This is a genomic window from Candidatus Moraniibacteriota bacterium (genome assembly GCA_035390125.1).
Classification (GTDB): domain Bacteria; phylum Patescibacteriota; class Minisyncoccia; order Moranbacterales; family GWC2-37-73; genus DAOOTD01.
Map to the genome: position 1 here is coordinate 40,666 of DAOOTD010000003.1, position 13,923 is coordinate 54,588.

The 13,923-nt window shown below is 36.7% G+C and carries 10 protein-coding genes; 2 read left to right on the forward strand and 8 right to left on the reverse strand.

What is annotated here, in order from left to right:
• Positions 1-10: 10 nt before the first annotated feature.
• From PLR68_03775 to rsmI, 4 genes are all read right to left on the reverse strand, one after another.
• Entirely contained in the window at positions 11-1,711 is a 1,701-nt protein-coding gene (locus PLR68_03775; protein ID HOW60838.1) for a hypothetical protein, read from the reverse strand.
• 30 nt (positions 1,712-1,741) lie between these two features.
• Positions 1,742-2,392: a hypothetical protein gene (locus tag PLR68_03780; protein HOW60839.1), complete on the reverse strand. Its 651-nt coding sequence runs from the start codon at positions 2,390-2,392 to the stop codon at positions 1,742-1,744.
• A gap of 104 nt (positions 2,393-2,496) precedes the next feature.
• Positions 2,497-2,823, reverse strand: a complete 327-nt coding sequence (locus PLR68_03785) for a hypothetical protein (protein ID HOW60840.1) — start codon at positions 2,821-2,823, stop codon at positions 2,497-2,499.
• 160 nt (positions 2,824-2,983) lie between these two features.
• Positions 2,984-3,652, reverse strand: coding sequence for a 16S rRNA (cytidine(1402)-2'-O)-methyltransferase (gene rsmI, locus PLR68_03790; protein ID HOW60841.1), 669 nt, complete (start codon positions 3,650-3,652; stop codon positions 2,984-2,986).
• A 20-nt stretch (positions 3,653-3,672) separates the two neighbouring features.
• Here rsmI and PLR68_03795 point away from each other — a divergent pair, with 20 nt between their 5' ends.
• Positions 3,673-4,140 carry a hypothetical protein gene (locus tag PLR68_03795; GenBank protein HOW60842.1) on the forward strand — a complete coding sequence of 156 codons (468 nt, stop codon included), beginning with the start codon at positions 3,673-3,675 and terminating at the stop codon, positions 4,138-4,140.
• A gap of 19 nt (positions 4,141-4,159) precedes the next feature.
• Here the strand turns inward: PLR68_03795 and uvrA (PLR68_03800) are convergent, their stop codons facing one another.
• Positions 4,160-6,955: an excinuclease ABC subunit UvrA gene (gene uvrA / locus PLR68_03800; protein ID HOW60843.1), complete on the reverse strand. Its 2,796-nt coding sequence runs from the start codon at positions 6,953-6,955 to the stop codon at positions 4,160-4,162.
• A gap of 100 nt (positions 6,956-7,055) precedes the next feature.
• Positions 7,056-8,318: a GIY-YIG nuclease family protein gene (locus PLR68_03805; GenBank protein ID HOW60844.1), complete on the reverse strand. Its 1,263-nt coding sequence runs from the start codon at positions 8,316-8,318 to the stop codon at positions 7,056-7,058.
• A 116-nt stretch (positions 8,319-8,434) separates the two neighbouring features.
• Between PLR68_03805 and PLR68_03810 the strand changes: the two genes are divergently transcribed.
• Positions 8,435-8,839: a hypothetical protein gene (locus tag PLR68_03810; protein ID HOW60845.1), complete on the forward strand. Its 405-nt coding sequence runs from the start codon at positions 8,435-8,437 to the stop codon at positions 8,837-8,839.
• 91 nt (positions 8,840-8,930) lie between these two features.
• Here the strand turns inward: PLR68_03810 and uvrA (PLR68_03815) are convergent, their stop codons facing one another.
• Both uvrA (PLR68_03815) and uvrB read right to left on the reverse strand, forming a co-directional pair.
• Positions 8,931-11,825, reverse strand: coding sequence for an excinuclease ABC subunit UvrA (gene uvrA, locus PLR68_03815; GenBank protein HOW60846.1), 2,895 nt, complete (start codon positions 11,823-11,825; stop codon positions 8,931-8,933).
• Positions 11,826-11,853: 28 nt separating this feature from the next.
• The gene (gene uvrB, locus PLR68_03820; protein HOW60847.1) at positions 11,854-13,812 is read right to left on the reverse strand and encodes an excinuclease ABC subunit UvrB; all 1,959 of its coding nucleotides are present in this window, start codon (positions 13,810-13,812) and stop codon (positions 11,854-11,856) included.
• Positions 13,813-13,923 lie beyond the last annotated feature (111 nt).

Below are 13,923 nucleotides of genomic sequence, written 5' to 3' on the forward strand. Positions count from 1 at the left end.
ATTCAAAAAATTACTGTAAAAGTTCTGAATGCCATGTATTATTACTATTTACATATTGATAACTACTACAACCTGCTGGTGCTGATGTTTGACAAACTCCGTCTCCTGAAGTCAGATAGAAGTTAGGTATAGCCGTACTTGCTATAACACCATTAACGCACTTTACAGCAAATGTTATAGCTCCTTCGACACTACCCTCATTATCCCCAAAACAAGTACATCTCCAACCACTCCAAGCACATGACCCGCCTGCGGACTGCCATGAAGCTAATCCACTAGCGTCAGAAGTCAACACCTTACCTGCACCTTGGGTTCCGTCAGTGATTTTAACCTTGCCACTAATGTCCAGTTTAGCAGTAGGACTGGTTGTACCGATACCGACATTGCCGGCAAAATAACTCTTAGGTCCAGCTCCGTAAAAATCATGACCAGTAGATGTTCCTTTTCCATAAATACCTATAATTCCAGTACCAACAACACCATAGTTGCCTCCGTTAGCAACGACGGCATATCCTCCACCAGTAGCATAAACTCCATAATCACTACCCCAAGCATTAACACCAGTAACACCTTCTCCGCGGATACCGGTTGGTCCATAACCATAAATACCATAAGTACTGCCATTTCCGTATACACCGTATATACCGCCTTGACCAACAACGCCAACAGCATCAGAACCAACGTTTCCGTAACCATAAACACCCCTAGAACCCTCGCCTCTAACACCGAGTCCATAAGAAGCACTGTTTTTCCCATAGACACCAGCTCCGTTTTGATTGCCAGCAGTGCTATAACCTTCAACGCCATAAGTTCCTGTACCATATATGGCAGCATTACTATCTCCACCGCTTCCCACGGAAAGTTTAGATAAAGGACTAGTTGTGCCAACTCCAACATTGCCATTATTATAATAAATCGATGTTCCATTTGTTACCCATTGACTTGAACCGCCACCAGCTGCTGGCGTTTGCCACGAAGCTAAACCATTGGCATCGGAAGTCAACACCTTGCCTGCACCCTGGGTTCCGTCAGTAATTTTAACCTTGCCGCTAATATCCAGTTTAGCAGTAGGACTGGTTGTGCCAACTCCAACATTGCCGGCGCTATTCAATGTCATGTAAGGCGAAGTGTAGGATGGGCCAATATAATAATAATTTAAGGAATCAGCTGCACCAAAGACCCCAAAACCTCCTCTATTTGTGTTTGAGCTGCCTCTAAAAAAATAACCCATATTCCATCCACCAGTATCACCTTTTATACTAATACTTCCAACATTATTGCCAGTAGGACTAAATATTATAGGCCTAGGTCCATTAACCGTTACAATACCATTATTTCCTAAAATCAAGGGTGAAATTCCAGTTGTTCTGTCAAAAAAAGAAATATTCCCATCATCCCCTCCGCTAGGATATATTTCCCATTGATGTCCTCCGCTGTAATAGGTCGTATCGGTATTTCTGAAAACTACGCGGTTTGAACCGCCATAATTACCATCTACAAGCACCGTTCCCTTAACTTGCAATGCACCTGTTACGCCTAAAGATCCATTTTTAACTTGAGGAGCCGTACCAGTATTTATTGGCGCGCCAACATTACCATTTGGCGCTGTTGCAGTCGGTTCAGTCCAAGCTCTGGCAAACTGAACGGTACAGCCAACAATTGTCGCAATTATAGCTATACTTGCCCAGTATGTAATATTTTTTGTTTTCATTTATTTATTTTTTATTTAATTATTATTGTTTTATTTTATGGTATTAGCAATAGATGTTACATCCACATTGGCATCGGTTACTATACTAGGAATTTCTTGTGCATCTATCTGAATAGCTATAAATTCTTTTTTATTCTTTATGTTTTCATTAGCCATAACTGTGATATTTTGATTTTCCTTAAGCTCTGATAATTTTATCTCTTTATTTTCAAAAGGACTTGGAGACAATGGTATATTTTCTATTTGAGAAGGATCGTTTTTAACCTGTAGCTGTTTCATTTTTTCATCAAAAGCATCCATTTCCTTCTTAAATTGAGCTGGATCTTTTTCAAAAACTAAATTTATTTTGGTGTTTGAATCAACTGTAACTGTCCTAATGTCTGCTTTTGAATCTGATAAATAATTGGCTGAACTAATTTTAAATGTCAATTTATTGCCGTCTATTTTTTGAATTGTACCACTGACAATTTTTGTTTCTTTATCAGACAGCAAGTTTGATGGCTGATTAATGGCATTGCCATTGATCCTATTTACTCCATAATTAGCAGAAGAGAGACACGATGTTTGACTGGAAATTTTTAATCCAACCATAATTCCTAATGAAAAAATTATCACAATTATCAAAACTCCAATTATTCCAATCAAAATTTTATTTGAAATGTTTTCGTATTTATTTGACATTTTTTTATATTTAAATTATTTATTTTTTAATTACTTTAATAAATATTCAAGTTATTCTGTTTTTGGCAATTTTTTACATTTTTTATAAAAATTGTCTTAAAAGATTATAATTCTTTTAATTTTTCATTAATTTCCTCTTCTGTTTGGACATCTTGCTTTATGTCTGATTTCTCGCGGATATTATCCAATTCTTTTATTTGTTTTTCCACTTCTTCCTGTGTTGGAGCAGAAACTCCCTGTTGCTTTCTCAACTCATCCATTTCCTGAAGTTGCTGCTGGGTTTTTAAATCAATCGCTGAAGTTTGGTTTTCATTTTGAACTTGCGAATTTGTTTCTTTTTCACTATATGCATTTAAAAGAATTACACCTACAATAATAAGGGTTATGACTGCTATACCAATTAGTATAGCCATTTGTTGTTTTTTGTTCATTTTTTATTTTTTAATTTTATTTAAAAAGAGTCTTTTATATTAAAATTATACCACTTCAATCGAAAATAATAAAATATAGAAAAAGTTTAGTTATGCACAGTTTAATTATAAAAAACATGCCCCTGCTATTGGCATGCTTATAAAATAAATTTGATATTATTTAATATATAATAATTGTAAATTCTCCCTTTAGTTTACTCGGATTTTTTGTAAAATATTCAGAAACTTCAGCAAAATTCCCGCGTATAATTTCTTCGAATAGCTTGGTCATTTCGCGTCCTATTATTATATGCTTATTCAAGCCATTTTTTTTCAATAATTCAATATTTTTTAAAATTCGATGCGGAGAATCATAATACACAGCAGGATATTTAGTTTCAGATAATAATTTAAAAAATTTCTCTCTTCCCTTTTTATGAGGAGGAAAGCCTAAAAAAACAAACTGCTGCATATCTACCCCGGCTATACTTATGAGAGTAGTCATGGCTGCTACTCCGGGAATTGGTATGACATCAATATCTTCCGCAATGGCTGCGGCTACAAGTTTATTGCCTGGATCAGAAATTCCTGGAGTTCCAGCATCACTAGCGTAAGCTATATTCTTTCCGGCATTAAGTTCCGATATAATTCTATCAAATCTAATCTTTCCACTGTGTTGATGCAAGGAAACAAGAGGTTTGGATATGTTATAATGAGAAAGCAATTTACTTGTCACTCTGGTATCTTCGCACGCAATCAGATCAGACTCTTTTAAAGTACTAAGAGCTCTCAGTGTAATATCTTCCAGATTGCCAATAGGAGTGGCTATAATATGTAAAATTCCTTTCATAATTCTATAAAAACAATAATATGATATTAACTACTCATGCTTTGATCGGAGCTGCCTTGGGTAAAAATATTCCGAATCCATGGATCATAGTTACCATTGTTATTCCGCTTCATTTTCTAATGGATCATTTTAGACACGGAGAATATATTGAATCACCTCATAAAAAAACGAGTATTAAAAATATTTGGTGGAAAGCTTTATTAGATTTCAGTATTGGAATGTTATTCCTTTTTTGTTTTATAAATTATAAAAATTTTGACTATACAGCCATACGCAATATAATTTTAGGAACATTTTTTTCATTATTTCCTGATATGCTGACAGTGCTGTACTGGATTCTTCGCTGGCCTTTTCTTAAAAAAATTCACGATTTTCATGTTTGGTGCCACAAGTATCCACCTTTTTCCAGTGAAAGACAATGGAATTTAAGAAATGCACTTAATGATATTACTTTCTCAGTGTTAGCTTTGTTATTGCTTCTTTTTTAAATTTTATAATTACAATCTTTTAAAGATATTTTGCCGTCCAGCTTTTCTTATCTTTTTTGAGCTTGTCAGGAGTACCTTCAAATGTAATATACCCCCCAGATTCTCCACCATCAGGACCGAGTTCAATAACCCAATCTGCGTCTTTTATCACATCCAGGTTGTGTTCAACCACAATAACTGTATTCCCTTTATCCACTAATGCATTCAAAACTGATAATAACTTCTTTATGTCTTCAAAATGAAGCCCGGCAGTAGGTTCATCTAAAATATACAAGGTGTTGCCAGTTGATTTACGTGCTAATTCTGTAGCTAACTTTATGCGTTGCGCTTCCCCGCCAGAAAGGTTAGTGGCGCTTTGGCCAAGTTTCAAATATCCCAAGCCCACATCTTCCATTGTTTTTAATTTTTCTGAAATTAAGGGATTGCGAGTAAAAAATTTGAGAGCTAATCTTACATCCATGTCTAAAATCTGCGCAATATTAAATCCTTTGTATTCTATCTCTAGTGTTTTTTTACTAAATCTTGTGCCATCGCAAGCTTCACATTTTACATATACATCAGGAAGCAGATGCATTTCGATTTTTTTAAGTCCTTCCCCTTGGCAAACTTCGCAGCGTCCACCTTTCATATTAAAGCTGAATCGGCTAGCAGTGTACCCTCTATTTTTTGCTTCCTCCGTTTCAGCAAACAAATCACGTATATGTGAAAACACTCCTGTATATGTAGCCGCATTTGAACGCGGAGTTCTTCCGATAGGAGCTTGATTTATACTGATAACTTTTTTAATATTCTCAAAGCCTTTTATTTTTTTATGTTTGCCAGGAAGTTCCTTAGTTCCGTAAAAATGGCGGGAAAGAGCTTTGGATAGAATATCTTTCACCAGAGTAGACTTTCCACTACCTGAAACTCCGCAAATTGAAACTAATTTCTGAAGTGGGATCTTTATGTCTATTTTTTTAAGATTATGCTCCTCTGCATCTAGAATTTCTATAAATTTTCCACTGCCATTCCGGTATTTATTTTTATTGGAAACTTTTTTCTTTTTAGATAGGTACTGAGCTGTAATATTATTAGAATTCAAAAGTTTTTTATAATTACCTTCAAAAACAACGACTCCGCCTTCTTCTCCTGCTCCAGGTCCCATATCAATAATCCAGTCTGCTGATTTTATTATGCTTTCATCGTGTTCTACAACAATAATTGAATTTCCCACACTTTGAAGTTTTTTCATGGTATCTATAAGTTTTTCAGTATCACGATTATGAAGTCCTATAGATGGTTCATCTAAAACATACACTATGCCCATCAACTGAGAATTGAGTTGTGCTGCTAGTCTTATGCGTTGCGCTTCTCCGCCGGAAATAGTTTGAGCGCTTCTTCCAAGATTCAAGTATTCCAATCCTACATTTTTGAGTGATGCGAGCCTACCAATAATTTCACGTATTATAGAACGACTTATCTCTTTTTCTTGGCTGTTTTGATCCCATTTTTCCCAGTTTTTAAAAAATTCATCCAAACAATCAATACTCATCAAAACTAAATCATTAATATTTTTTCCTTGAACTTCAACAGCCAAAAATTCTCTTTTCAGTCTTTTGCCACCACAGGCTTCACATACATGTTCGGTCATATATTTTTCAATTTCAGCACGTACATAATCAGATTTTGTTTCAAAATATTTATTTTCAAGCATCGGTATAACTCCACTGAATTCTTCATCTCCGTAAAGAACTACTCTCAGTTGCTGTTCTGAGAGTTTTTTAACAGGAACATTCATTGAAAATTTATATTTCTTCGAAACATCTTTCAATATCATCAGCTGGGAATTCTGTCCGCTAATTTTTCCGCCTGATTTACTCCATGGTTGTATCGCACCTTCCATAAGAGAAAGGTTTTTATTAGGAATAACCAATTCCTCATTAACTTTTAATATATAACCTAAACCACTGCACACACTGCATGCTCCTTCTGGACTATTGAAAGAAAAGTGTCTGGGGGTTATTTCTTTTATTTTAATTCCACAATTGCTGCAGAAAAAATCCTGGTTATAATTGCTTTCTTTAGAATTATCAAAAAGTACTTTCATTGAATTCCCCCCTATTTTCATAGCTGTTTCTATTGAATCAGCTATTCTTTCAATATCTGGATTCTTTTTATCCAAAACAATCCTGTCGATGACCACTTCTATTTCTGCGTTGTTATATTCATCAATCGACATTAGAGCTTCAGCAACAGGAATAATTTTCTCTTTTATTCTAATTCTTGCATATCCCATTTGCTGAATATGTTTTAAGGCATCTCTGCTGTTCATGCTATCTTTTGGTTTCGACAGAATAGCAATTTGGGTATTATGAGAAAATGACAAAATTTCATCTAAAATTTCTTTATTAGAACGTTTTTGCATAGATGTTCCACATTGCGGACAATGAGGTATTCCGACTTTGGCAAATAAAATTCTTAGATAATCATAGATTTCTGTAAGAGTTCCGACTGTTGAGCGAGGTGAACGAGAAATGCTTTTTTGGTCAATAGATATTGGCGGACTCAAATTCTCAATTTTATCTACATCTGGCTTTATTGATGGATCAAGAAAATTCCTGGCATATGAAGAGAGGCTTTCCATATAACGACGATTGCCTTCGGCGTAGATCGTATCAAAAGCTAAAGAGGACTTTCCTGATCCAGAAAGTCCAGTAATTACAACAAATTTGTCACGCGGGATATCAACATCTATATTTTTAAGATTATTTACGCGTGCACCCTTGATAATGATGTCGCCTGTATTCTTTCTCGTAGAAGATTTTTTTGAAGACATATTTTATATAAGCATTAAATACTCGCTAATTAAAAATGATACCAGAAAAAACGATAATTGTAAACCCCTAAACTATTGCACTAGAAAGTCTTTTTTATTTTTAAATTAAAGCATTCTTTTTTCTTATTTTTCTATGAAAATTAATAGCGAAACGATGTGCTTCATCCATTATGCCTTTTATTAAGTTTTTATCATCTAAAATTTCTTCGATTTCATTTGAAATTTGAGAATTTAAAATTGATTTATCATTGGAAATTTTTATTTTGACATTTTTTCTCATTGGCCCCTTGGCTACCGCTGCAATCGATACAGCAAGACCCATTTTTTTATGCAACAGCCTATCAGCCATATTGAGATGCCCAATCCCTCCATCCAGAAGAATAAGGTCAGGCATGGGCCATTCATTATTGAATCTCCTAATTAAAATTTCCCGCATCATTTTCACATCATCTATCCCAGCCACAGTTTTTATCCTGAATTTCCTATATTGTGATTTGTCAGGCTTATTGTTTGAAAAAACAACCATGCTGCCAACTGCATTTGTTCCTGAAATATTTGAGATATCATAAGCTTCGATTCTAAAAATTCTTGGTTCGTGGTTCGTGGTTCGCGTATTTTCTTCAAAATCTTTTGTGATTAGAGCAATATCGCGGATATGTTGCAAGGCGAAAATTTTATTGCGAAGCTCCGCTGCTTTTTCAAATTCATGTTTTTTGGCTTCCGTTTGCATTTCTTTTTCTAAGGTATTAATCAATCCTTTCTTTTTGCCAGCCAAGATCATCCTTATATTGCGAATATTAGCCATATAATCTTTTCCAGAAATAGCGCCTGCATAGGGTCCGGGACAAAGTCCTATCTGGAAGTCTAGACAGCCATTTTCGGATTGTTGTTTATTCAAATGAAAAGGAAATATATGGCGTATTATTTTAAGCGCAATTTCCATCTGCTTTTTGGAAGTATAAGGGCCGAATGTATATCTGGTAATATTTTTATTTTTACCCAAATCAGTTTTGCGCAATATGATAACCCTGGGAAATTTTTCTTTCGTAATCACAAAATAAGAAAATGATTTGCCGTCTTTAAGGTCTATATTGTATTTTGGCTGGTGTTTTTTAATCAGATTGCTTTCCAATATCAAAGCTTCCAAAACTGAGTCTGTTTGTTGGGTTTTTATATCCGCAACCTGCCTGACCATGGAAAGGATTCTTTCGCCTCTTACGTCCCGTCCCTGGAAATATGATTTGACCCGGCTGCGCAAACTGGTAGCTTTGCCGATATAAAGGATTTTTCCAAATTTATCTTTAAAGATATACACTCCGGGTTCAGTTGGCAGTTTATTTATTTTTTCTTTAATTTTTGACATTTTTCTAAAAATATATAAAATTCAAAATTGTAGTCCTTTAAAAGTTATGTAGCCAAATAATATTACAATTAAACATATAAAAATACAATGTAAAGGGGAGGAATGTGATTATGTGTATGATGTATGCAGTAACAATGAAAAAGGAAATTGTATCGTCTAAACCATGTGTTAAAAATGGAAGCTCGAAAGTTATAAATTATCTGTTAGACAAATTTGGGGCGCAAAATCTATTTTTTTGCCGCCCAGGAGACAAATGCATGTTCGTTTGTCCAAGAGAAAATGTACCCTTTGAGGTGCATGAAACAATTGAGTTTTTTGAAAATTTCGGAGGATTCATGAAAGGAATTATTGATCCTGGAATTTACAGGATTAGCCTGCATGACCAAAGAGAAACTTCGCATTATCTGATTTTGGAAAAATACGAGAATCAGAAATGGAAAGAATTTGCCGGACTTTGCGGGGGATGGACTAATGGACTTATGATTGACTGGCGCGGCATTCGTCCGGTTCAAATTAATTAAGGGAAATTCTATCACCAATTATCCTATAGCGCAGCGCTTATCCAAGCTCTGCGCTATTTTATTTTCAAAAAAGCTTCTGATATAAATTACTTTATTTTTTCTTCAGCACGTCCTTCAGATATTTTGCCGTATAGCTTTCTTTATGGTATTTGGCAATTTCTTCCGGCGGACCTGTAACAACAATTCGCCCGCCATTGTCGCCTCCTTCCGGACCCATATCAATGATCCAATCGGCTGTTTTGATGACATCCATATTATGTTCGATTACGACAACGCTGTTTCCCGCATCAACCAAGCGGTTCAAAACATTAAGTAATTTTTTTATGTCCTCAAAATGCAACCCGGTTGTCGGCTCATCTAAAATATACAAAGTATCTCCGGTCGCGCGCCGCGAAAGTTCCGCCGCCAGTTTTATCCTTTGCGCTTCCCCGCCAGAAAGAGTGGTCGCGCTCTGTCCTAGTTCAATATAGCCCAATCCCACTTCCTCCAACACTGCAAGTGGATCGTGTATTTTAGGGAAAGCTTCAAAAAATTTAACGCCTTCAGAAACTGTCATTTTCAAAACTTCAGCAATATTTTTCCCTTTATATTTAACTTGCAAAGTTTCCCTATTATATCTTTTCCCATTGCAAACATCGCAGGGCAAATAGACATCTGGCATAAACTGCATTTCTATTTTCAAAAATCCTTCACCGTTGCAATTATCACATCGCCCGCCGTGAATGTTGAACGAAAATCTTCCCGGACCATAACCGCGCATTTTGGCATCTTTCGTCTGAGCAAACAGTTCGCGTATCGGCGTAAAAAGTCCCGTATATGTCGCCGGATTGGAACGCGGAGTTCTTCCAATTGGCGACTGATCGATCATAATCACTTTGTCTATATTTTCAATGCCAATTATTTCTTTGTGCCTGCCCGGCGCATCCAATGAGCGGTGCAATTTATTGGCCAATGCCCTATATAATGTTTCTTCAACCAAGGTTGATTTTCCGGATCCTGAAACTCCGGTCACGCAAGTAAAAACTTTCAGTGGAAATTCCGCCACAATATTTTTTAAATTATGTTCTCCGGCTCCGCGAACTACAATTCTTTTTTTCTTATTTGCATCTCTTCGAAATTTTGGAATTTCTATTTCCAGTTCTCCCCGCAAATATTTTCCGGTCAAAGACTTTAGATTATTAATAACTTCCTCAGGCGTTCCTTCGGCCACAATTTCCCCGCCATGTTTTCCGGCTCCTGGTCCGATATCCACCAGCCAATCAGCCGAGCGCATCATTTCCTCATCGTGTTCAATGACAATCAAAGTATTTCCTATTTTTTGAAGTTGACGGAGCGTTTCGATGAGTTTCGCGTTATCGCGCGCGTGGAGACCAATTGATGGTTCATCCAAAATATACAAAACCCCGACCAATTGCGAACCTATTTGCGAAGCCAGACGAATTCTTTGTGATTCTCCTCCTGACAATGAATAGGCAGCCCGATGCAATGTCAGATAATCCAATCCGACATTATTGAGAAAAACCAACCGTGCAATAATTTCCTTTAGAATTCTGCCGGCAATCAATTCTTCGCGATGCGTTAATTTTAAATTCTGAAAAAAATTCAAACATTCGCGGATACTCATGATTGATGCTTCATATATGTTTTTGTTTCCTACTGTAACAAATAAAACTTCTTTCTTATATCTGGCGCCTTTACAGGTTGAGCATGGTTTCTGCGACATATATTTTTCAATCCCTTCGCGAACTGCATCGGATTCGGTTTTAAAATAACGATCCTGCAGGAAACCAACTATTCCCCGCCACTGCATATAGAACTTCCAGTTAGTGCCGGTTTTGGCGCGAATTGTTATTGGGATTTCTTCCGCTTTTTCCTCAGAAACCATGCTTTCATGATCAGCTGTTCCATAAAGAAGCAGATCTAGCTTTCTTTTAGGCATGTCGCGCAATCTGGCATTGTCAGGAATATTGAAATATCTGACTACTGACAAAATAACGCCGCCGTAGTAATTATTTTTTTTGAAATTCCAGGGTGCCAAACCGCCTTCAGCGATTGTCTTATTTGTGTCAGGCATGACTCTTTCAATATCTATCTCTTTTTTAAACCCCAGCCCCTCGCAAGCTGGACAGGCACCATATGGAGAATTGAACGAGAACAGCCTCGGCTCCATTTCAGGAAATTCTACATCGTGCAAAGGACAAGATAACTTTTGATTAAAAACAACTTCGTTTTTTGCTTGTTTGCTGTTTTTTGTTTCCTGATTACTGATTTTTACCAATCCTTCGGACATTTTCAGTGCTTTTTCAACACCCTCAAATATTCGGCTTAAATTTTCAGCCTTTACTTCGATTCTGTCGACAATAAGATCGATGTTATGTTTCTTGTATCGTTCCAGTTTTATCTCTTTGAAATTTTCCAGTTTATATAATTTTCCATTAACAATAGCTTCAGAAAAACCTCGTTTCCACATGTCATCAAGCAAGGTTAAATATTCACCTTTTCTTTCGCGCACAATTGGAGAAATAATTTCGATTAAGCGTGTTTCATTTTTATCGCCCATTTCCAAGATACGATCAACAATTTCATCGGTTGAAATTTTTGAAATTTCCTGTCCGCAAACAGGGCAATGCGGAATTCCGATTTTAGCATAAAGAAGACGCAGATAGTCATGGATTTCTGTCACCGTTCCGACTGTGGAACGCGGATTATGCGAAGCAGACTTTTGATCAATTGAAATAGCCGGCGACAGACCTTCAATATAGTCCACGTCCGGTTTATCCATTTGGCCCAAAAACTGGCGAGCATAACTGGAAAGGCTTTCCAGATATCTCCTCTGCCCCTCGGCAAAAATGGTATCAAAAGCCAGCGTAGATTTTCCTGAACCGGAAATTCCCGTAAATACAATGAATTTATTGCGTGGGAGCTCTAGATCAATGTTTTTCAAATTATGTTCGCGCGCACCTTTTATTATAATTTTGTCTTCCATAAACTATTATTATTAAACATGGCAAATTTTATTTTATCTGTAATTTTCTAAGTTGGGAAATTTCATCTCTAATAAGCGCAGCTTTTTCAAATTCCAGAGCGCGGGCGGCATCTTTCATCTCTTTTTCTCTCTGTTTTATGTATCCCACAATGTCTTCCAGTGACTCCAGTTTAGAATAGTCATCCACTGGCATTGGATTGGTTTCGTGGTCAACAATTGATTTAATATTTTTCTTGATAGTTGCTGGCGTGATATGATGTTTTTTGTTATATTCTGCCTGGATTTTGCGGCGCCTATTTGTTTCATCAATAGCGCGCTTCATTGAACCAGTAATCTGATCAGCATAAAGAATGACCTGTCCGGAAACATTTCTGGCCGCACGTCCTATTGTCTGAATCAGCGAGGTTTCACTGCGCAGGAATCCTTCTTTGTCGGCATCCAGAACAGCTACTAATGAAACTTCAGGGAGATCCAGTCCTTCGCGCAGAAGATTGACTCCAACCAGCACATCAAATTCTCCTCTTCGCAAACTTTCCAAAATGCGGATACGATCAAGGGTTTCCACATCTGAATGCAGATATTCGGTTTTGATTTTATTTTCTTTCAAAAAATCCGCCAAATCTTCAGACATTTTTTTTGTTAGCGTCGTAATCAGTACCCTTTCTTTTCTTTCTATAACTTTCTCTATCTCACTGAGAACGTCTTTGACCTGGCCCTTGGCAGATCTGACTTCTAATTTTGGATCAAGAAGTCCAGTTGGACGGATAATCTGCTGGACTATATTTTCAGAATTTGTTTTTTCATAGGTTGCAGGCGTGGCTGAAGTAAAAATTAATTTATTTATATGTTTTTCAAACTCAGTAAATTTCAGCGGCCGGTTGTCAAAAGCGCTTGGTAGCCTGAATCCGTTTTCAATCAAAGATTCCTTGCGCGCACGATCACCATTATACATGGCATTAAGTTGTGGAATAGTTACGTGCGATTCATCAATAACCAGCAAGTAATCTTTTTCGAAGTAATCTATCAGCGTATACGGTGCTTCCCCAGTTTTCCGTCCAGTCAGATATCTTGAATAATTTTCAATTCCATTACAATAACCAATTTCTTTCATCATCTCAATATCCTGCTTGGTTCTACGCTTCAGTCTTTCCGCTTCTAATAATTTATTCTCTTTTCTCAAATAAGCCACTCTATCTCTCATCTCTATCTCTATATCCTTCAACGCTTCCTGCATAAGCGGCTCCGGAACAACAAAATGTTTGGCTGGATATATCAAAGTTCGCTTAAGGTTTCCGAGCTCCTCGCCTGTCAGAAAATCATATTCCCGAATTTTTTTTACCTTCTCGTTTTCTACTTCTATTCTTGTCACAATTTCCCTGCCGGTCTGCATTATTTCAAATGTTTCTCCCGTCACCCTGAATTTGCCGCGACTGAGAAGTTCGCTTCTTTGAAACTGCAGATCAATGAGTTCTTTTATTTTTTCTTCACGATTAAATTTTTCTCCCATAGCCACTTCAAAACTTATTTCCCGATAAAATTCCGGCGAACCCAGACCATAGATGCAGGAAACTGAAGCCACGATAATCACGTCTTCGCGCGAAAGAAGCGCTGACGTCGCGCTATGGCGCAATCGGTCTATTTCATCATTGATCTGAGCCTCCTTTTCAATATACGTGTCTGTGGAATATATGTATGCTTCCGGCTGATAATAGTCATAATAGGAAACGAAATATTCCACCGCGTTTTTGGGAAAAAATGTCCGAAATTCCTGGACTAATTGGGCCGCCAATGTTTTGTTAGGTGCGATAACCAAAGTCGGTTTCTGCACTTGTTCAATCACATTCGCCACTGTGAATGTTTTTCCTGAGCCCGTTACACCCAGAAGTGTTTGGAATTTTTTACCGCTCTTAATGCCGCTAACAAGCTTTTTGATTGCTTGAGGCTGATCACCTTTAGGCTTATATTTGTTATCTAATTTAAATTTCATATATCATTTTATTATCCTTGCATACTATATATCTTGCTAAATATGAATAATATAAGAAAAAATGATTATTGTAAACCTAATTATTTATTGATTGATATAAAATCAGGCACT

Coding starts and splice junctions, on each gene's coding strand:
- PLR68_03775 (HOW60838.1), bottom strand. CDS start 1,711: ATGAAAACAAAAAATATTACATACTGGGCAAGTATAGCTATAATTGCG.
- PLR68_03780 (HOW60839.1), bottom strand. CDS start 2,392: ATGTCAAATAAATACGAAAACATTTCAAATAAAATTTTGATTGGAATA.
- PLR68_03785 (HOW60840.1), bottom strand. CDS start 2,823: ATGAACAAAAAACAACAAATGGCTATACTAATTGGTATAGCAGTCATA.
- rsmI (HOW60841.1), bottom strand. CDS start 3,652: ATGAAAGGAATTTTACATATTATAGCCACTCCTATTGGCAATCTGGAA.
- PLR68_03795 (HOW60842.1), top strand. CDS start 3,673: ATGATATTAACTACTCATGCTTTGATCGGAGCTGCCTTGGGTAAAAAT.
- uvrA (HOW60843.1), bottom strand. CDS start 6,955: ATGTCTTCAAAAAAATCTTCTACGAGAAAGAATACAGGCGACATCATT.
- PLR68_03805 (HOW60844.1), bottom strand. CDS start 8,318: ATGTCAAAAATTAAAGAAAAAATAAATAAACTGCCAACTGAACCCGGA.
- PLR68_03810 (HOW60845.1), top strand. CDS start 8,435: ATGATGTATGCAGTAACAATGAAAAAGGAAATTGTATCGTCTAAACCA.
- uvrA (HOW60846.1), bottom strand. CDS start 11,825: ATGGAAGACAAAATTATAATAAAAGGTGCGCGCGAACATAATTTGAAA.
- uvrB (HOW60847.1), bottom strand. CDS start 13,812: ATGAAATTTAAATTAGATAACAAATATAAGCCTAAAGGTGATCAGCCT.